The organism is Microbacterium sp. 1.5R, assembly GCF_007667425.1.
GTDB lineage: Bacteria > Actinomycetota > Actinomycetes > Actinomycetales > Microbacteriaceae > Microbacterium.
Genome location: NZ_VDRC01000002.1, coordinates 653,731 through 672,651 on the forward strand (window position 1 = coordinate 653,731; position 18,921 = coordinate 672,651).

General features: G+C 68.8%; 17 protein-coding genes. 9 read left to right on the forward strand and 8 right to left on the reverse strand.

Features of this window, described 5'->3' with window-relative positions:
- Nucleotides 1-80: 80 nt before the first annotated feature.
- Together secA and FSY98_RS13975 are read left to right on the forward strand one after the other, a co-directional pair.
- The gene (gene secA / locus FSY98_RS13970; protein WP_144877247.1) at nt 81-2,891 is read left to right on the forward strand and encodes a preprotein translocase subunit SecA; all 2,811 of its coding nucleotides are present in this window, start codon (nt 81-83) and stop codon (nt 2,889-2,891) included.
- A 78-nt stretch (nt 2,892-2,969) separates the two neighbouring features.
- Nucleotides 2,970-4,196, forward strand: coding sequence for a pyridoxal phosphate-dependent aminotransferase (locus FSY98_RS13975; protein ID WP_144877248.1), 1,227 nt, complete (start codon nt 2,970-2,972; stop codon nt 4,194-4,196).
- Here FSY98_RS13975 and FSY98_RS13980 read toward each other — a convergent pair.
- The gene (locus FSY98_RS13980) at nt 4,120-5,358 is read right to left on the reverse strand and encodes a P-loop NTPase (RefSeq protein ID WP_144877249.1); all 1,239 of its coding nucleotides are present in this window, start codon (nt 5,356-5,358) and stop codon (nt 4,120-4,122) included. The two genes, FSY98_RS13975 and FSY98_RS13980, sit on opposite strands and share 77 nt — an antisense overlap.
- The gene (locus tag FSY98_RS13985; protein WP_144877250.1) at nt 5,355-5,975 is read right to left on the reverse strand and encodes a flagella basal body P-ring formation protein FlgA; all 621 of its coding nucleotides are present in this window, start codon (nt 5,973-5,975) and stop codon (nt 5,355-5,357) included. The genes FSY98_RS13980 and FSY98_RS13985 overlap by 4 nt, the downstream gene beginning before the upstream one ends.
- Nucleotides 5,976-6,070: 95 nt before the next feature.
- Here FSY98_RS13985 and FSY98_RS13990 point away from each other — a divergent pair, with 95 nt between their 5' ends.
- Nucleotides 6,071-6,349: a helix-turn-helix domain-containing protein gene (locus FSY98_RS13990; RefSeq protein WP_144877251.1), complete on the forward strand. Its 279-nt coding sequence runs from the start codon at nt 6,071-6,073 to the stop codon at nt 6,347-6,349.
- On the opposite strand, the gene FSY98_RS13995 is transcribed toward FSY98_RS13990, so the two are convergent.
- Complete coding sequence (locus tag FSY98_RS13995) at nt 6,337-6,948, reverse strand: hypothetical protein (RefSeq protein ID WP_144877252.1); 612 nt, start codon at nt 6,946-6,948, stop codon at nt 6,337-6,339. The two genes, FSY98_RS13990 and FSY98_RS13995, sit on opposite strands and share 13 nt — an antisense overlap.
- 127 nt (nt 6,949-7,075) lie before the next feature.
- Between FSY98_RS13995 and FSY98_RS14000 the strand changes: the two genes are divergently transcribed.
- Nucleotides 7,076-7,462 (forward strand): Rv3235 family protein, encoded by a 387-nt coding sequence (locus FSY98_RS14000; protein WP_144877253.1) that lies wholly within the window; start codon nt 7,076-7,078, stop codon nt 7,460-7,462.
- A gap of 24 nt (nt 7,463-7,486) precedes the next feature.
- Nucleotides 7,487-8,971 (forward strand): sensor histidine kinase, encoded by a 1,485-nt coding sequence (locus tag FSY98_RS14005; protein ID WP_144877254.1) that lies wholly within the window; start codon nt 7,487-7,489, stop codon nt 8,969-8,971.
- Between the two features lie 68 nt (nt 8,972-9,039).
- Here FSY98_RS14005 and FSY98_RS14010 read toward each other — a convergent pair whose 3' ends face one another.
- Nucleotides 9,040-9,288, reverse strand: coding sequence for a WhiB family transcriptional regulator (locus FSY98_RS14010; protein WP_036277523.1), 249 nt, complete (start codon nt 9,286-9,288; stop codon nt 9,040-9,042).
- A 233-nt stretch (nt 9,289-9,521) separates the two neighbouring features.
- Between FSY98_RS14010 and FSY98_RS14015 the strand changes: the two genes are divergently transcribed.
- A complete protein-coding gene (locus FSY98_RS14015; RefSeq protein ID WP_144877255.1) occupies nt 9,522-9,905 on the forward strand; it encodes a hypothetical protein in 384 nt (127 codons plus the stop codon).
- A gap of 3 nt (nt 9,906-9,908) precedes the next feature.
- Here FSY98_RS14015 and bcp read toward each other — a convergent pair whose 3' ends face one another.
- The 3 genes from bcp to aroA are packed head-to-tail and all read right to left on the reverse strand — an operon-like array spanning nt 9,909 to nt 12,787.
- The gene (gene bcp / locus FSY98_RS14020) at nt 9,909-10,382 is read right to left on the reverse strand and encodes a thioredoxin-dependent thiol peroxidase (RefSeq protein WP_144877256.1); all 474 of its coding nucleotides are present in this window, start codon (nt 10,380-10,382) and stop codon (nt 9,909-9,911) included.
- A 9-nt stretch (nt 10,383-10,391) separates the two neighbouring features.
- The gene (gene rsgA / locus FSY98_RS14025) at nt 10,392-11,465 is read right to left on the reverse strand and encodes a ribosome small subunit-dependent GTPase A (protein WP_144877257.1); all 1,074 of its coding nucleotides are present in this window, start codon (nt 11,463-11,465) and stop codon (nt 10,392-10,394) included.
- Nucleotides 11,462-12,787, reverse strand: coding sequence for a 3-phosphoshikimate 1-carboxyvinyltransferase (gene aroA / locus FSY98_RS14030; RefSeq protein WP_144877258.1), 1,326 nt, complete (start codon nt 12,785-12,787; stop codon nt 11,462-11,464). The genes rsgA and aroA overlap by 4 nt, the downstream gene beginning before the upstream one ends.
- A 70-nt stretch (nt 12,788-12,857) precedes the next feature.
- On the opposite strand from aroA, the gene FSY98_RS14035 reads away from it, so the two are divergent.
- Genes FSY98_RS14035 through FSY98_RS14045 form a run of 3 tightly spaced genes read left to right on the forward strand, consistent with a single transcriptional unit; the run spans nt 12,858 to nt 15,124 of the window.
- The gene (locus tag FSY98_RS14035; protein ID WP_144877259.1) at nt 12,858-13,520 is read left to right on the forward strand and encodes a sigma-70 family RNA polymerase sigma factor; all 663 of its coding nucleotides are present in this window, start codon (nt 12,858-12,860) and stop codon (nt 13,518-13,520) included.
- Nucleotides 13,517-13,762 carry a zf-HC2 domain-containing protein gene (locus tag FSY98_RS14040; protein ID WP_144877260.1) on the forward strand — a complete coding sequence of 82 codons (246 nt, stop codon included), beginning with the start codon at nt 13,517-13,519 and terminating at the stop codon, nt 13,760-13,762. The genes FSY98_RS14035 and FSY98_RS14040 overlap by 4 nt, the downstream gene beginning before the upstream one ends.
- Before the next feature lie 54 nt (nt 13,763-13,816).
- On the forward strand, nt 13,817-15,124 hold the full coding sequence (locus tag FSY98_RS14045; protein ID WP_144877261.1) for a GNAT family N-acetyltransferase: 1,308 nt from the start codon (nt 13,817-13,819) through the stop codon (nt 15,122-15,124).
- A gap of 82 nt (nt 15,125-15,206) precedes the next feature.
- Here FSY98_RS14045 and FSY98_RS14050 read toward each other — a convergent pair whose 3' ends face one another.
- Complete coding sequence (locus tag FSY98_RS14050) at nt 15,207-18,878, reverse strand: multifunctional oxoglutarate decarboxylase/oxoglutarate dehydrogenase thiamine pyrophosphate-binding subunit/dihydrolipoyllysine-residue succinyltransferase subunit (protein WP_144877262.1); 3,672 nt, start codon at nt 18,876-18,878, stop codon at nt 15,207-15,209.
- Between the last annotated feature and the right edge of the window lie 43 nt (nt 18,879-18,921).

The window sequence follows — 18,921 nt, forward strand, 5'->3', positions numbered from 1 at the left end:
GGGCTTGTAACATGACAAGGTATGCCTTGCGCGCGCCGATGTGCGGCGGCGCGGGACCCATCGACAGGGAGATGACATCTGTGGCCAATCCTCTTGAGAAGCTGCTGCGCGCCGGTGAAGGGCGGGTCATCCGTCGTCTGAACCAGGTCGTGAAGGCCGTGAACGCGCTGGAAGAGGACATCTCCAAGCTCACCGACGACGAGCTGCGCAACGAGACTGTCGAGCTCCGCGCCCGGTATGAGAAGGGTGAGACGCTCGACCAGCTCATGCCGGAGGCCTTCGCCGCGGTGCGCGAGGCGGCTCGCCGTACGCTCGGCATGCGCGCCTACGACGTGCAGATCATGGGCGGGGCGGCCCTGCATCTGGGCAACATCGCCGAGATGAAGACCGGTGAGGGAAAGACCCTCGTCGCGACGTTCCCCGCGTACCTCAACGCCATCGCCGGCGAAGGAGTTCACGTGATCACCGTGAACGACTTCCTCGCGAGCTACCAGGCCGAGCTGATGGGGCGCGTCTACCGTGCGCTGGGAATGAGCACGGGCATCATCGTCTCCGGTCAGACCCCGGCCGTCCGGCGCGAGCAGTATGCGTGCGACATCACCTACGGCACCAACAACGAGTTCGGCTTCGACTACCTCCGCGACAACATGGCGTGGCGCAAGGAAGACCTCGTTCAGCGCGAGCACTTCTTCGCGATCGTCGACGAGGTCGACTCGATCCTCATCGACGAGGCCAGGACCCCGCTCATCATCTCCGGTCCGTCCTCGGGGGAGGCCAACCGCTGGTTCGCCGAGTTCGCGAAGATCGCCCGCACCCTCGAGGCTGGCGAGGACTACGAGGTCGACGAGAAGAAGCGCACCGTCGGGGTGCTCGAGCCCGGCATCGAGAAGGTCGAGGACTACCTCGGTATCGACAACCTCTACGAGTCGGCGAACACGCCGCTGATCTCCTTCCTTAACAACTCGATCAAGGCGCTCGCCCTGTTCAAGAAGGACACCGATTACGTCGTGATGAACGACGAGGTGATGATCGTCGACGAGCACACCGGTCGAATCCTTGTCGGCCGCCGCTACAACGAGGGCATCCACCAGGCGATCGAGGCCAAGGAGGGTGTGCCGGTCAAGGCTGAGAATCAGACCCTGGCCACGGTCACCCTGCAGAACTACTTCCGCCTCTACGACAAGCTCGCCGGGATGACCGGTACCGCCGAGACCGAGGCGGCGGAGTTCATGTCGACGTACAAGCTCGGCGTGATCCCGATCCCGACCAACAAGCCGATGGTCCGTAAAGATCAGTCCGACCTCGTCTACAAGAACGAGACGGCCAAGTTCGCGCAGGTCGTGGAGGACATCGCCGAGCGCCACGCGAGCGGCCAGCCGGTGCTCGTCGGAACCACGAGCGTCGAGAAGAGCGAGTACCTGTCGCGACTGCTCGCGAAGAAGGGTGTGAAGCACGAGGTGCTGAACGCCAAGAATCACGCGCGCGAGGCCGAGATCGTCGCCCGCGCCGGTCGCCTCGGAGCGGTCACGGTCGCCACGAACATGGCCGGCCGCGGTACCGACATCATGCTCGGCGGCAACGCGGAGTTCCTCGCCGTGCAGGAGCTCAAGGGCAAGGGTCTCGACCCGGTCGAGACGCCCGACGAGTACGAGGTCGCGTGGGACGAGACCTACGAGTCGATGAAGGCCGTCGTGACCGAGGAGGCCGAGAAGGTCATCGAAGCCGGCGGTCTCTACGTGCTGGGTACCGAGCGACACGAATCGCGGCGCATCGACAACCAGCTCCGCGGTCGCTCCGGTCGTCAGGGCGACCCCGGTGAGAGCCGCTTCTACCTGAGCCTCACAGATGACCTCATGCGCCTGTTCCAGTCGGGAGCGGCCGAGGCGATCCTGTCGCGCACGAACTTCCCCGACGACGTCCCGATCGAGTCCGGCCTCGTCTCGCGCGCCATCCGCAGCGCGCAGTCGCAGGTCGAAGCCCGTAACGCGGAGATGCGCAAGAACGTGCTCAAGTACGACGACGTGCTCAACCGTCAGCGCGAGGCGATCTACGCCGACCGTCGTCACATCCTCCAGGGCGACGACATCGCCGACCGTGTGCAGCACTTCATCGAGGATGCGATCAGCGGCGTGGTTCGCGACCACACGGGTGAGGGTCACAACGAGAGCTGGGACTTCGATGCACTCTGGACAGAGCTCAAGACGCTCTACCCGGTCAGCGTGACCATCGACGAGGTCGTGTCGGAGGCAGCCGGACGCAAGGGCGGCATCACCGCCGACGGACTCACGCGCGAACTGCTGTCGGACGCGAAGATCGCGTACGAGGGGCGCGAGGAGTCGCTCGGCGACGCAGCGACCCGCGAGCTCGAGCGGCGCGTGGTGTTGCAGGTCCTCGACCGTCGCTGGCGCGACCACCTGTACGAGATGGACTACCTCAAGGACGGCATCGGCCTCCGCGCCATGGCACAGCGGGACCCGCTGATCGAGTATCAGCGCGAGGGGTACGCGATGTTCCAGTCGATGATGGGCCAGATCAAGGAGGAGTCGGTCGGGTACCTCTACAACCTCGAGGTGGAGGTGCGCCGTGCGGGCGACTCCGAGACCGCCGAGGTCGAGGCCAAGGGGCTCGCCGACGGCGCGGCCGAACAGCGTCTCGAGTACTCCGCCGCGAACGACGCCGGCGAGGTCGAGGTGCGCAACGATCGCGGGCAGGTGCAGCAGGCCGCCACGGATCGCCTGCGCCAGGCTGCCGCGCGCGCGCAGGCTCCTGCGCCGGAGGCTCCGGTTGAGGAGGCCCCCCGCGGCGCCTTCGGACAGCGGACGGACGCGGCGCCCGCACAGGCCGCCGGCAATCGCGAAGAACGTCGGGCGCAGGCCAAGAAGAAGAAGTAGGAGGCGGCCGATACCGCCGCGATGAGGAGGGCCAGTCCGCGAGGATTGGCCCTCCTCTCGTCGCTGTAGGCTTGGCCGATGACACCATCGCGCCACTTCGACCAGTCGTCGAAGCTCAAGAACGTCCTGTACGAGATCCGTGGGAACACGCTCGTCGAGGCGGCGCGACTGGAGGCAGAGGGCCACCGGATCCTCAAGCTCAACACCGGCAATCCGGCGATCTTCGGCTTCGAGGCGCCGCACCAGATCGTCCACGACATGCTGGCTGCCCTCCCGACGGCCCACGGCTACAGCGACAGCAAGGGCATCGTCTCCGCCCGCCGCGCTGTGGTGAGTCGATACGAGGAGATCGAGGGCTTCCCGCGCTTCGATCCGGAGGACGTGTTCCTGGGCAACGGCGTGTCCGAGCTCATCACCATGACGATGCAGGCGCTCCTCGATGAGGGAGACGAGGTTCTGATCCCTGCACCCGACTACCCTCTGTGGACCGCGATGACGAGTCTCGCGGGCGGCACGCCTGTGCACTATCTGTGCGACGAGAACGACGGGTGGCAGCCCGATCTCGAAGACATCCGATCGAAGATCACGCCGCGCACCAAGGCGATGGTCATCATCAACCCGAACAACCCCACGGGTGTCGTGTATTCGCGCGAGATCCTCGAGGGAATGGTGCAGATCGCGCGAGAGCATGAGCTGCTCCTGCTCTCGGACGAGATCTACGACCGCATCCTCTTCGACGATGCCGTGCACATCCCGACGGCGACGGTGGCGCCCGACCTGCTCTGCCTGACATTCAACGGGCTTTCCAAGACCTACCGGGTCGCCGGCTACCGCTCGGGCTGGCTCGTCATCACCGGGCCGCAGAGACATGCCAAGGGGTTCCTCGAGGGGATCAACCTCCTCGCGTCGACTCGACTGTGCCCGAACGTCCCGGCACAGCACGCGCTTCAGGCGGCGCTCAGCGGAGTGCAGTCGATCGATGCCCTGATCGCGCCCACAGGGCGTCTGCACGAACAGCGCGACGTCTCGTGGCAAGGGCTCGAAGCCATCCCCGGGGTCTCGTGCGTCAAGCCGCAGGGAGCGCTGTACGCGTTCCCGCGGCTGGACCCTGAGGTGCACGAGATCCGCGACGACGCGAAGCTCGTCTACGATCTGCTCGTGTCGGAGCACATCCTGCTGGTGCAGGGGACCGGCTTCAACTGGCCCACCCCCGACCACCTGCGGATCGTCACGCTTCCGGAGCCCCGCGTCCTCGCAGAAGCCGTCGAGCGCCTCGGGAACTTCCTCTCGAGCTACCGACAGTAGCGCCGCCGCCACCCTCGCGGTCGAGCTCGGCTGCGAGGCGGCGTACGGCCGAGACCAGTGAGGAACGTGGGGCGACGTCGGCGATCGGCCTTGCGTGCAGCAGTGCGGCGTCCGTCGCTCGCTGATCGAACGGCAGGAACGCGACGTCCGTGACGCCGGCGAAACGGTCGAGCGTGGCGCGGATCTGCCCCCGCGCGTCGAGGCCGAGCGGGCCGGGACGCACCTTGTTCACGATGACGCGGACTCTCGCCCCGCTCGCGATCCGCCGCAGCTCGGCGTTGTCACGGACGAATCTGCCGATGCCCAGCGGATCGGCGGCGACGACCGCGAGCACGAGGTCTGCTTCCGCGAGCGCGGTCACCGTCGCTGCGTGTCGACGCGGACCGGCGATATCGAACGTGGCCTCGTCATCCGCGTCGAAGGCGCCGGAGACGTCGACGACGCTCTCCTCTGCCCAGGTGCGGCTCGCGGTCAGCGCCGCCTGAAGCCGGGCTGACGAGACCTCAGCCCACCGGCCGGGCCGACCGACACCCGTGAGGACGTCGATCGTGCCCCCGCTCGTCGTGAGGGGGATGGCGAGTCTGGTGAGTTCCGCGTCGTCCAACGCGCCCATCTCGGCGCGTCGACACGCGGCGGCGATGCCCGGCGACTCATCCCCGAGACCGAGCAGAAGCGCCATCGAGGGCGCCACCGTGTCGGCGTCGATGAGTGCGGTCCTGCGACCGCGGCGGGCGAGCTCGACGGCGAGTTGGATGGCGACGGTGGAGCGGCCGGGGGCGCCCTGGGGCCCCCAGACAGCGATCACCCGGGGCGATCGCACGTCCGGGTCAGGTTCGAGAGCGGCCGGTTCGTCGAGGAGCGTCGCCGCGATCTCCCAGCCGCTCGCCGTACTCGGCAGAGCCGCAGCGAGCCCGAAGCGCCCGAGCGCTCTGGTCTCCCGTCCGCCGAGGGGAACGATCCGCACGCCGGCGCGGTCGCAGGCGGTCACGAACTCCGGTGTCAGCACATCGCGTGCGGCGGGGACGATGATGGCGCGGCATCCGTCAGGGAACACCGCTGGGCCACCCGCCGGCGCGGCGACCGCCGCGACGCCCTCGAGGTTCAGCTCCGCGACCAGTTCGGTCGCACGCGGTTCGGGCAGCGCGACGACGACCGACGTCACTCCTCCGCCCCGATCGGAACGACCGACAGCGCCGCCTCTGCGGTGATGGCCGCGAGGACTGCGGCGACCTCGGACCGGTCGATGACCAGCTCGACCCCCGCCTCGTCGGACGCCAGCACTCCGTCGTCCACGATCACGGAGGCGACGGTCGCCCGGTCCAACAGGATACTCGGCGGTTCCTGCGCTGCTCCGTCTTCGGGAAGCGGAGACCTCCAGAGCTCGACCGTGCTCCCCGTGGTCACGCCACCGGGGATTCCGGTGCCGGTCTCGATCACGATCGTGGTCGTTCGGCGGCTGTCGGCATCCGCGAGTGCGGAGACCGGAACGAGTTCGTCCGCCACGAGCGTGCGCGCCAGGACGGATCCGGAGATCAGATCCTGCGGCCCGAGATACTCCCCGCCGACCGTCGACAGGTTCACCTCCACCACCTGGAAGTCACCGGACCCGACGGCTTCGCCCTCGACGAGCGTCCGCGTCGCCTGCAGCACCGGGGTCGTCGCGCCGGTAGCGGACACGACCGACCAGACGCCGCCGATCGACAGGGCGACCAGACAGAGGCCGATGAGGAAGCGGACGTCGCCCCAGAACGCACGACGAGGGCGGGAGTGTGATTCCATCCGGCCATGCTCACAGATCCGGAAGACGGCGGGGGAGTTATCCACAGCGTCGAGGCGCGGTCTGCGCACTCACGCACCCGGGGCAGAATGGGGGCATGCCCGACTCGACCCCGCCTGCACCGCGCTTCCTCGCGCCGGCGCAGGTCGCCGAGCTCCTCTCGATCGAGATCGACGAGGTGATCGAGCTCGTGTATCAGGGGCGACTCCGCGGATCACGACTGGGCTCGCCCGCCCGGTGGCGGGTGGAGGAGTCGAGTTTGTCCGAGTACCTCGCGGAGCAGTCGGAGGAGGCACGTCGCATGGCGCTGTGGCACCAGGCGAACGAGGCGAGCTTCCCCGAGCTGTGGGGGACGTCGCCCGCTCAGGGCATGTGATCTCCGGCGATCTGCACGGCGTCCAGGCCGGCGAACGGAATGACCCGGAAGTCCCGCACGGCGGAGATGGTCCTGGCGGTGCCTGCATCGTGGATCGCGAGATCGAGGTGGTCGGCGCCCGCCCGGTCGATCGTTCCCTGCAGCTCCGAGCCGTCCGCGCGGAAGATCCGGACTGCGATGCGACGGCGGGCGAGGTCGCGCATCACGAACCCGAGCGACATCCGCTCGCGGAGGGCGACCGCACCCGTATCCATCGATTCGAGGCTCGCCAGGAGCAGGCCGTGGTCGACGCCGAGCGAGCGGATCGCCGAGAGCGGGATGATTCGCGTCGACGGTGCTCGTCGCGCCCCCTCCGCCTCGATGATCCCCGCCGCGACCCAATCCGCGCCGAGCGTCTGCAGCCGTACCCGGATGCGCGCGCCTGAGGCGACGTCGACGACCGTGGGGGCGGCAGCGCCGCACAGCATCCGAAGTCTGTCCCGGAGGTCGAGGCGCGAGATCCTGAGACGTTCCGACTCGGCGTCCAGCGCTGCGCGCTCGCTCTCCCACTCCGAGGCGAGCTGACCTTCGAGGTCCTCGAACAGGCGATCCCAGTGCACTCGCACCACCGTAGGCCACCCGCCGACCGGACGTACGAGTTATCCACATTGTTCCGGAGCATCCCCGGATCGCGGGTGGCTGACGTGCTCTACTGACGGCAGTTTCCCGGACGGAGAGTGCTGTCAGATGTCGCTTCACGAGTACTTCGGCCCCCAGCCGACGCCGCGCACCGAGCTGCCCGACCCCCATCCGCTCCTGCGGAGCATCACCCGCGGTGTGCTGGAGGTGCTGGCGGGCGTGCGCGAGGTGGATCAGCTCGCACGATGGTTCAGCGAGGACGCGTACCGCAGCCTCGTGACGCGAGCGAACCTCTCTGCACGCGCCCGGAGCGCCAGAGGCGTCCCTCCGGCGCGGCCGTCCTTCGAGATCCTCTCTATCCGCACCTCGGAGCCCGTGGACGGCATCGTCGAGGCTGTCGTCGTGGTGGCCGGGCCCGGGCGCACTCGCGCGGTCGCAGCACGCCTGGAGGGCCTCGATCGTCGATGGCGTGTGACGTCTCTGGCCATCCTCTGAGCGGACGCGCTCTAGGCTGGACGGGTGTCAACCCTCAGTGATCTCATCAATGCCCAGGGACTTCTGACCGACAACGACGTGGAGTGGCTGCATCGCCTCGCGGGCGACGGTCAGCTGCTCGCCGATCTCGCCTCCGCCGACATCGTGGTGTGGGTGCAGACTGAGGACGACTCGTTCATCGCCGTCGCGCACGCGCGCCCGAGCGGTGCCGCCACCCTGTTCTATCGCGACATCGTCGGCGAACGGGTGCGTCCGCAGTGGCGCACGCAGGTGCAGGGGGCGTTCGACTCGGCTGAGATCGTGGACTCCTCGTCGCCGGACTGGTTCGAGGAGACTCCGACCCGCGTCCGTGCCGTTCCGATCGTCATCTCTCGCAAGGACGGCGCTCGCGCGGCATCCGTCATCGGCGTCGTCACCCGACACACGAACCTCGGCGAGGCGCGGACGCCGTCTCGCCAGCAGATCACCTTCGACGAGTGCGCCAACGACCTCTTCCGCATGATCGCGGACGGGAGCTTCCCCGACCTCGCGGCCCCCACGTCCCCCCGTCGAGGAGCGCCTCGCGCCTCCGACGGGCTCATCCGCATCGACGTCGACGGCATCACGACGTTCGCGAGCCCCAACGCCCTGTCGGCGTTCAATCGCATGGGCTTCGACGACGAGCTCGAGGGGGAGTCGCTGGCCGAGGTCACCACCCGCCTCGTACCGCCGTCCCGTCAGGTCGACGAATCGCTCCCCGTCGTCGTCACGGGGCGGGCGCCGTGGCGCACCGACATCGAGGCGCGCGGCGTGACGGTGTCGCTGCGTGCCATCCCGCTCAAGGACCACGGCACCCGGATCGGTGCGATCGTGCTCTGTCGAGACGTCTCGGAGCTGCGCCACCAGGAGCAGGAGCTCATCACGAAGGACGCGACGATCCGCGAGATCCACCACCGGGTGAAGAACAACCTGCAGACCGTGGCCTCCCTGCTGCGCATCCAGGCGCGACGCACGCACTCCGATGAGGCTCGCGACGCGCTGTCGCAGGCCATGCGCCGGGTCGACGCCATCGCCGTCGTGCACGACACACTCGCTCAGGGGCTGACGCAGAAGGTCGACTTCGACGAAGTGTTCCATCGCGTGTTGAAACTCGTCGCCGAGGTTGCATCGGCGCCGAACACCCGCGCCCGAACTCAGTCGACCGGTCGATTCGGCGTGCTCCCCAGCGAGTATGCGACTCCGTTGGCCCTCGCCCTGACGGAGGTCGTGACGAACGCCGTCGAGCACGGCCTCGCCGGCCAGGAGGGCGTCGTCACGATCGACGCCACCCGCACGGAGGAGAATCTGCGCGTCATCGTGCGCGACACCGGTCACGGCCTGCCCGAGGGGCGCATCGGTCAGGGGCTGGGGACGCAGATCATCCGCACTCTGATCCAGGGCGAGCTCGGCGGTTCGATCGCCTGGCGGGGGAGCGAGGGCGAAGGCACGGAGGTCGTGATCGACATCCCGCTGCGCTGGCTCAGCGCCTGACCTCCGACACGCGAAACGGCCCGAGACGATGTCTCGGGCCGTTTCCGTTCGCGCTGGAGCGCGAGAGCTCAGGAGGCGCGGCGGGCGCGGGCGGCGCGGCGCTTCAGAGCGCGACGCTCGTCTTCGGAGAGGCCGCCCCAGACGCCCGAGTCCTGGCTGGACTCGAGCGCGTACTGCAGGCAGACCTCGGTGACGGTGCAGGTGGCGCAGACGGTCTTCGCCTTCTCGATCTGGTCGACGGCCGGGCCGGTGTTACCGACCGGGAAGAAAAGCTCGGGGTCGACAGTCAAGCAGGCGGCTTTGTCGCGCCAGTCCATGGGGGCTCCTCGGTGTGGGACTTGTGAGACGTCGCAGCGCGACGACTCGGATTTCGGGTCGCAGTTCGGGTTCAGCTACCCTGTTGAGATACGGACGGATGCCCGCATTCTGTGATGCGGGCACGAAGCCCGCCCCACGCCGCTGTGGGAGCACATGACGCTATCCATTCTGTTACATGAAATCGGCGAAATCAAGGGTTTCTTCGCTTCTCATTCGATTCTCAGGAGACATCGTGCGCTCACCAGGACTGGCTCGCGCCGCCGCCGCGGTTCTCGCTCTCGAGGGGATCGCGCTGATCGTGTTCGCGCTCATCGAGCTGACGGGACTCGGGGCGGGCGCCGCCGCCTCCCTCCCCACGGCGCTCGCGTTGATCGTGTTGACGCTGATCGGCGCCGCCGCGCTCGTGGCCTTCGCTTTCGGCGTCAATGCCGGCCGCTCATGGGCGCGCTCGGGAGGGATCGTCTTCCAGGTGCTCGCGGTCGCACTCGCACTGGCGTCGCTCACGATCCAGCCCGTGCAGTGGTTCTTCACCCTCGCGGTCGGGCTGCCCGGCGCTCTCGGATTCGTGCTGCTCTTCGCGAGCGCCCGCGCCGAGAACCCGCGTCCGACGGAGTGACGCTCAGACGTCGATGCCGAGCTGCTTGCGCAGCCGCGCGACGTGGCCGGTTGCCTTCACGTTGTACTGGGCGAGAGTGATCGTGCCCTCTTCGTCGAGCACGAAGGTGGAGCGGATGACGCCCTCGACGACCTTGCCGTAGTTCATCTTCTCGCCCCACGCGCCGTAGGCGCTGTGCACGGCGTGGTCGGGATCGCTGAGGAGTTCGAAGGTGAGGCCGTCGCGCTCCCGGAAGGCCGCGAGCTTGGTCGGTTCGTCTCGCGAGATGCCGACGACGCGGTACCCGGCTCCCTCGAGGGAGGAGATGCTGTCGCGGAAGTCGCAGGCCTGCGTGGTGCAGCCGGGCGTCATCGCCGCCGGGTAGAAGTAGAGGACCGTCTTGCGACCGCCGAGGTCCGCCAGGGAGACCTGGGCGCCATCCTGGTCGAGAAGGGTGAAATCGGGGGCGGCGGTTCCGGTGTCGAGGCGCTCAGTCACGCCTCCAGCCTAGCGTCCGGGTGTCTGCTCGGCCTTGTCTGCGAAGGTCTGCAGAAGGCGCTGCAGCGAGTCGAGGCGCGCCCGGCCCGTCTCGCTCAGTTCGCCACGCTCGGCCGCCTCGATCAGGGCGCAGTCAGGCGCGTCGGGGAGGTGCGTGCACCCCCTCGGGCATCGCTCGGCGATCACTGCCAGCTCCGTGAAGGCAGCCAGGATGTTCGCCGGGTCCACGTGCCCCAGACCGAACGAGCGGACTCCGGGCGTGTCGATCACCCAGCCTCTGCCGGCCGAGCTCTCGTAGCGCAGCGAGACGGTCGACGACGAGGTGTGCCGCCCGCGCCCCGTGACCTGATTCACATGTCCGGTGGCGCGCAGCGCGCTCGGGACGAGGGCGTTCACGAGAGTCGACTTGCCCACGCCCGAGTGGCCGACGAAGACGGTCGAGTGACCGACGAGCGCCTCGCCGATGACATCGACGGGCATCTCGTCGCGCGCGCTGGTGAAGACGCGCAGATCATCGAGTCCGTCGAAGTGCGAGAGGAACGGCGAGGGATCTGCGAGGTCGGTCTTGGTGACGACGAGGAGAGGGCGGATGCCGGCGTCGAGAGCGGCCACGAGGTACCGGTCGACGAGGCGCTCGCGCGGCTCGGGGTCGGCGGCCGCGACCACCACGAGCATCTGGTCGGCGTTCGCGACGATGACGCGCTCGACCTGGTCGGTGTCGTCGGCGCTGCGCCGGAGCAGCGAGGTGCGGTCGACGATGCCGACGATCCGGCCGAGAGTGCCTTCGTCGCCGGAGGTGTCGCCGACGACGCGAGCGCGGTCGCCCGTGACGATGGGCGAGCGGCGGAGCTCGCGCGCCCTGGCGGCCGTGATCGTGCGTTCTTGCGCGGTGTCCTCGCCGATCATCACGGTGTAGCGGCCGCGGTCCACCCCGAGCACCCGGCCGATCTGCGCGTCCTCGTGGGCGGGGCGACGCTTGGTACGGGGGCGGTTGGCCTTCGGATTCGGACGCGAGCGGATGTCGCTCTCGTCGTACTCCTCGTACTCATCGTCGAGGTCGTCGGTGTCGCCCAGCCAGCTCACGCGGACGCGCCCTGCAGCATCCGCTCCCAGAGGATGGTGAACTCCGGGAGGGTCTTGGCCGTGGTCCCGATGTCATCGACCTCGACGCCGGGCACGCGGAGACCGACGAGCGCGCCCGTCGTGGCCATGCGGTGGTCGTGATGTGCCATCCAGGTGCCCCCGCGGAGTTCGCGGGGGAAGATGCGCAAGCCGTCGGGGAGCTCTTCGGCCTCCCCGCCGAGGGCGCGGAGGTTGCGGATCAGGGCGGCGATGCGATCGGTCTCGTGGAGGCGGATGTGTCCGATGCCGCGGATCGTCGTGGGCCCCGAGGCGAACGCCGCGAGTCCGACGAGAGTCGGCGTCAGTTCGCTCGCCGCCGAGAGATCGAGGTCGAGGCCGCGGATCTCGGTTCCCGCTCGCACGGTGAGAGTCCCGCTGTGTCGACTGACGTGCGCGCCCATCGCCTGCAGGATCTCGGGCAGCAGGGCGCCGGGCTGGGTCGAGTGGACCGGCCACCCCGTGATCGCGACGGCTCCGCCCGTGACGAGCGCCGCGCCCAGGAAGGGGGCGGCGTTCGAGAGGTCGGGCTCTATCGCGATCTCCTTCGCACGCGGCACCCCGGCCTCGACGAGCCATTCGCCGGTCGCCGGGCGCTCGATCCGGATGCCGCGACGACTCAGCGCCTCGATCGTCATGTCGATGTGCGGCAGACTCGGCAGGTGCTCGCCCGTGTGCACGAGGTGGAGCCCGACATCGAACCGGGGGGCAGCCAACAGGAGGCCGGAGACGAACTGGCTCGAGGCGGAGGCGTCGATCTCGACCCGCCCGCCCCGGATGCGGCCGTGGCCGCGGATGGTGAAGGGCAGCGACCAGGTGCCCTCGTCGTCGATGTCGACGCCGAGGTCGCGCAGAGCGCTGATGAGTCCCCCCATCGGGCGATGCAGGGCGGTCTCGTGCGCGGTGAGATGCACGTCGTGCTCGGCGAGGCCGGCGAGCGGTGCGATGAAGCGCATCACGGTGCCGGCCTGGCCGCAGTCGATCGTCGTGTCGCCGCGCAGCCTGGCCGGTGTCACCACGAGATCGGGACCGAATTCCCCGCCTGCGTCGACCTCTTCGATTCCGACACCGAGAGCACGCAGGGCGTCGATCATGCGGCGGGAGTCGTCCGAGTGCAGGGGCGCGACCAGGCGACCCGGCCCGTCGGCGATCGCAGCGATGACGAGCTCGCGATTCGTGAGCGATTTCGAGCCGGGGATCGTGAGGGTGGCATGCACGGCATCGGCTGCCGTCGGCGCGGCGTAGGAGCCCTGGGCCGGGGAGGGGGAATACCTGTTGGCGCTCATCGGTTCCCACCTTAGTAACAACGAGTCCTCGCCTCACCGATCGGCGCGGACTCGCCCAGGAGGAGAGACGATGCTCGCCACGCTCGAACGCGGTTCGGTGCGCCTCAGCGGCCTAGACTGGCCGGTGATGGATGACACCGAGACGGTAGACACGGTCGGCGACCCTCGACGACAGTTCGAGGATCAGGCGCTGCCCTTCATGGATCAGCTCTACGCGGCCGCGATGCGCATGACCCGCAATCCGGCCGACGCGGCGGACCTCGTGCAGGAGACCTTCGTGAAGGCGTACGGGTCGTGGTCGACGTTCACGCAGGGCACGAACCTCAAGGCCTGGCTGTACCGGATCCTCACGAACACGTACATCAACATCTACCGCAAGAAGCAGCGCGAGCCGTTCCAGGGCACGATCGACGAGCTCGAGGACTGGCAGCTGGGCGGTGCGGAGTCGACGACCGCATCGCACAGCCGTTCGGCTGAGGCCGAAGCGATCGATCACATGCCGGCATCCGTGGTGAAGGATGCCCTGCAGGCTGTCCCGGAGGACTTCCGGCTGGCGGTGTACCTGGCGGACGTCGAGGGCTTCGCGTACCAGGAGATCGCCGACATCATGAAGACGCCCATCGGCACCGTGATGAGCCGCCTGCACCGAGGCAGGCGGATGCTTCGCGAGCTGCTGGCCGACTATGCCGCGGAGCGGGGAATCTCCGCGGCCGACACGAGGAGCAGGAAATGAGCGACTGCGGCTGCGACAAGGCCCGTCTGGATCTGGAGGAGTACCTCCGCAACGAAGTGTGCAAGACCGAGCACTCCGAGATCCGCGAACACCTGGAGAACTGCCCGTCCTGCCGTGACGAGGCTCTCGTGGCGAAGACGCTCACCGACGTCGTCGCGCGGGCGTGCAGGGAGACGGCACCGGAGGAACTCCGCGACCAGGTGTTCGCGCGCCTGCGCGAGGTCCAGTCCGCGCAGCACTGACTCCGCGTCGCAGCTCGACCGGTACGCGTCCGTCGCCGCCCATAGGGTGGAGGGATGACGACCATCGATGCACGCGACGTCCCCGCCGACTCCACCTCCGCCGAGCGTCTCGGCGCGACCGGTCTCGACTACCGAGTCGTCGACGTGAAGGATCCGGCCTCCGCCGAAGCCTTCCAGCGCGCCGTGTCCCGCGGGTTCCTAGGTGCTGAGCCCACCGCCGAGTCTCTCGAGTTCGGGCGCGCCACGTTCGAATCCCGGCGGAACACCGGCGTCTACGACTCCGCCGTGCCGGACGGCCGCCCTGTCGCCACGATCGACTCATGGATCACGCCGCTGACGTTGCCCGGCGGCGACGAACTGCCGATGTGGGCGATCAGCGGTGTGACCGTGTCGGCCACCCATCGCCGCCGCGGCATCGCACGGGCTCTCCTCGAGGGCGAGCTCCGAGCCGCCGCATCGGCCGGCGTACCGATCGCCGGCCTCACGGTGTCGGAGGCGACGATCTACGGTCGGTACGGTTTCGGATCGGCGATACCGGTCATGGGATTCCAGGTGGATGCCCGGCGCGCGGGCTGGGCCGCACCAGCCGCCCCTGGCCGCCTGGAGTACATCGACCGCGACGCGCTGGCCGCCGAGCTCGGGACGGTGCACGAGCGGGCTCGCACGGCGCGGCCGGGTCAGGTGCCCGGCTGGTCCGCCCGGTGGGGTGGCATGGCGGGGCTTTCGCCGAGCGACACCGATCGCGATCGGGCGCGGGGCGTCCGCTACCGCGACGAGGCAGGGCGAGTGACGGGCGTCATCGCCTACACTCTCGCGGAGCACGGAACGGGTGCCGCGTGGCGGCACACGCTGAAGGTGCGCCTGCTCGTGGCGGAGACGGCCGACGCGACAGCGGCACTCTGGCGCTTCGCCCTGCAGCACGACCTCGTCGATGGTGTCGAGGCCGAGCTGCGGCCGATCGACGACCCGTTGCCCTGGCTCGTCCACGACCAGCGCGGTGTGACGCAGACGCTGCACGACCACGGCTGGCTGCGGGTGCTCGACGTGCCGACGAGCCTGTCCGCGCGCCGGTACTCCGCGCCGCTCGACGTGGTGCTCCGCGTGCAGGATCCCCTCGGCTTCGCCGATGGCGACTGGCGGCTGCGCGTCGATTCCGACGGCACGGCTCAGGTGGAGCCGACCACAGCGGATGCGGTCGACGTCGAGCTCGACGTGTCGGCGCTCTCGTCGCTGTACGTCGGGGGCGTCCGTGCCGCGGCCCTGCACGGTGCAGGCCGCATCGCCGCGGACGCGGATGCCGTGGCGGCGCTGGATCGTGCCTTCACCAGCACGCCCGCCCCCTCGCTCGACATCTGGTACTGATCCACGGCGTCACCCACGACGAAGGGCGCCGCGACCTCGGTCGCGGCGCCCTTCGTCGTATGCGTGCGGGCCGGGTGCCGGCTCAGCCGATGGTCAGCGCGTCACGGAGCAGCTGAGCCTGCTCGGCGGCGTGCACCTTCGAGGATCCGGTCGCCGGAGATGCCGATGCCGCGCGCGCGATCGGACGGAAGGTCCGGTCACCGGGCACATCCGCGAACGCGAGAGCGAGGAACGGCCAAGCGCCCTGGTTGACCGGCTCCTCCTGCACCCACACGAGCTCCGCGTTCGGGTAGGAGTCGGTGAGGGACTTGAGCGTCTCGATCGGCGTCGGGTAGAGCTGCTCGAGCCGCACCAGGGCGATCTCGGGGTTCGGCTTCTTCTCGAGCTCCGAACGGAGATCCCAGTGCACCTTGCCCGAGTGCAGGAGAACGCGCTTGACGGCCGAGCGGTCGAGCTCGCGGCTGTCGTCGATCACGGGCTCGAAACGACCCTGCGTGAACGCCTCGACCGGGCTCGTCGCACCGCGCAGGCGCAGCATCGCCTTCGGGGTGAACACGATGAGCGGCTTGCGGGGGCGTGCGTACGCCTGCCGGCGCAGCAGGTGGAAGTACGAGGCAGGCGTCGACGGGCGAGCGACGATCATGTTCTCCTGCGCGCACATCTGCAGGAATCGCTCGATCCGCGAAGAGGAGTGATCCGGTCCCTGGCCCTCGTAGCCGTGGGGAAGCAGCAGCGTGACGCTCGACTGCTGGCCCCACTTCTGCTCGGCGGCCGAGATGTACTCGTCGATTACGGACTGCGCGCCGTTCACGAAATCGCCGAACTGCGCCTCCCACAGCACGAGGGCCTCCGGCGCCTCGACCGAGTACCCGTACTCGAAGCCGAGCGCTGCGTACTCGCTGAGCAGCGAGTCGTAGACGAAGAAGCGTCCCTGCGAGTCGGAGAGATTCGACAGCGGCAGCCACTCCTGGCCGTTCGCGCGGTCGTGCAGCGTCGCGTGCCGCTGCACGAAGGTGCCGCGGCGCGAATCCTGGCCCGCGAGGCGGACGGGAGTTCCCTCGACGAGGAGCGAGCCGAAGGCCAGCAGCTCGCCGAAGCCCCAGTCGATGTTGCCGTTGCGGCTCATGTCGAGGCGCTTCTCGAGCTGCTGCTGCAGCTTCGGGTGCACGGTGAAGCCCTCGGGCTTGTTGACGAAGGCGTCGCCGATGAGCTGGATGATCTCGTTCGAGACGCCCGTCACCTCGGGCGCTCCGATCTGCTCCTCGATGGGTGCCTGCTCAGACACGACCGGGGTCGCGCCGGTCTCGGCGGCGTGCGTCTCGGCGAATGCGATCTCGAGGCGGTTCTGGAAGTCGGCCTTCGCCTGGTCGTACTCCTCCTCGGTGATGTCGCCGCGCCCGACGAGCGATTCGGTGTAGAGCTTGCGCACCGAGCGCTTGGCCTGGATCAGGTCGGTCATGAGCGGCTGCGTCATCGAGGGGTCGTCGCCCTCGTTGTGGCCGCGGCGGCGGTAGCACACGAGATCGATCACGACGTCGCGGTGGAAGCGCTCGCGGTACTCGAAGGCGAGCTGCGCGACGTGGATGACGGCCTCGGGGTCGTCGCCGTTCACGTGCAGCACGGGGGCCTGGATCGTCTTCGCGACGTCCGTGGCGTACACCGAGGTGCGCGAGTCGTTCGGCAGCGTCGTGAACCCGACCTGGTTGTTCACGACGACGTGCACCGTTCCGCCCGTGCGGTAGCCGCGGAGCTGCGACATCTGCAGGGTCTCGACGACGACGCCCTGTCCGGCGAACGCCGCGTCGCCGTGCACGAGGATCGGGAGCCAGGTGAAGGTGCCGATCGGCTTGCGGTCCTGCTTCGCCCGCACGATGCCCTCGAGCACGCCGTCGACGGTCTCGAGGTGCGAGGGGTTCGCGGCGAGGTAGACCGGCAGCTCCGACCCGTCGTCGGCGACGAACGTGCCCTGCGTGCCGAGGTGGTACTTGACGTCGCCGGATCCGCGCTGGTTGCCGGGGGTCTGCGTGCCCTCGAACTCCTGGAAGACCTGGCCGTAGGTCTTGCCGGCGATGTTCGTCAGCACGTTGAGGCGGCCGCGGTGAGCCATGCCGATGGCTGCACCTTCGAGGCCGGCCGTGGCCGCGCCCTGGAGGATCTCGTCGAGCAGCGGGACGAGCGACTCGCCGCCCTCGAGCGAGAAGCGCTTCTGTCCGACGAACTTCGTCTGCAGGAAGGTCTCGAACGCCTCGGCCTCGTTCAGCTTGCGCAGCACGCGCAGCTGCTCGTCGTGGCCGGGCTTCTGGTACTTGACCTCGACCTTCTCCTGGAACCACCGGCGCTGCTCGGGGTCCTGGATGTGCATGTACTCGATGCCGAGAGTGCGGCAGTACGAGTCCCGGAGCACGCCGAGGATGTCGCGCAGCTTGGCCACGCGGCGCCCGCCGAAGCCGCCGGTGACGAATTCGCGGTCGAGGTCCCAGAAGGTGAGGCCGTGGCTCTCGATCTCGAGGTCGGGGTGCGAGCGCTGCTGGTACTCGAGCGGGTCGATGTCGGCCATCAGGTGGCCGCGCACGCGGTAGGAGTTGATGAGCTCCTGCACCCGTGACTGCTTGTCGACGCGCTCGGCGAGGTCGACCGCGATGTCGGGGTTCCAGCGGATGGGGGAGTAGGGGATGCGGAGGGCGGCGAAGATGTCGTCGTAGAAGCCGCGCTGCCCGATGAGGAGCTCGTGCACCTTCTTGAGGAACTCGCCCGAGCCGGCGCCCTGGATCACGCGGTGGTCGTAGGTGCTGGTGAGTGTGATCGTCTTGCCGATCGCCAGCTCGTTGAGCGTCTTCGGGCTCGCGCCCTGGAACTCCGCCGGGTACTCGAGGGCGCCGGCGCCGATGATGCAGCCCTGGCCCTTCATGAGTCGCGGCACCGAGTGAACGGTGCCGATCCCGCCGGGGTTGGTGAGGGAGACCGTGGTGCCCTGGAAGTCGGCCGCGGTCAGCTTGTTGGTGCGAGCGCGGGTGACGAGGTCCTCGTAGGCGGTGAGGTACTCGGAGAACGTCATCGTGTCGGCGCGCTTGATGCTCGGCACCATGAGCGCACGCGTGCCGTCGGGCTTCGGGAGGTCGATCGCGATGCCGAGGTTGACGTGGGCGGGGGCGACCACCGAGGGCTTGCCGTCGATCTCGGCGTAGAAGACGTTCTGGCTGCGGAACTCGTCGAGGGTCCGGATGAGCGCCCAGCCGATCAGGTGGGTGAAGCTGATCTTGCCCCCGCGGGTGCGAGACATGTGGTTGTTGATGACGATGCGGTTGTCGATCATCAGCTTCGCGGGGATGGTGCGGACGCTGGTGGCCGTCGGGACGGTGAGGGACTCGTCCATGTTCGCCGCGAGGGTCTTCGGCAGGCCGCGGAGCGGCGTGACCTTGTCCTCTTCGGCCGCGTCGGCCGCCTCTTTCGCCTCGGGCTTCGGGGCCTGGGCGGGGATGGGCGCCGCCACGGCGGGCTTCGCGGTCGTCCGGGCGACGGGCTGCGACCCGATCACCGGGATGGGCGCGGTCACCGGGTGCGTGACCGGTGCGGACTCCGCGGCTGCGGGCGCCGTGCTCGGCGCGGCCTCGGAGTGGTACTTCTCGAGGATCGGCCACCACTCCTTGTCGACGGAGTCGCGGTTGACCTTGAACTGCTCGTAGAGCTCTTCCACGAGCCAGGAATTGGCTCCGAACCCCCCGTCGCCGCTGACGCCGGTCACCTGGTTCGTCACGCTCGATCGCCCTCTTTCATCGCTGAATTCCACGTGTGCGCAT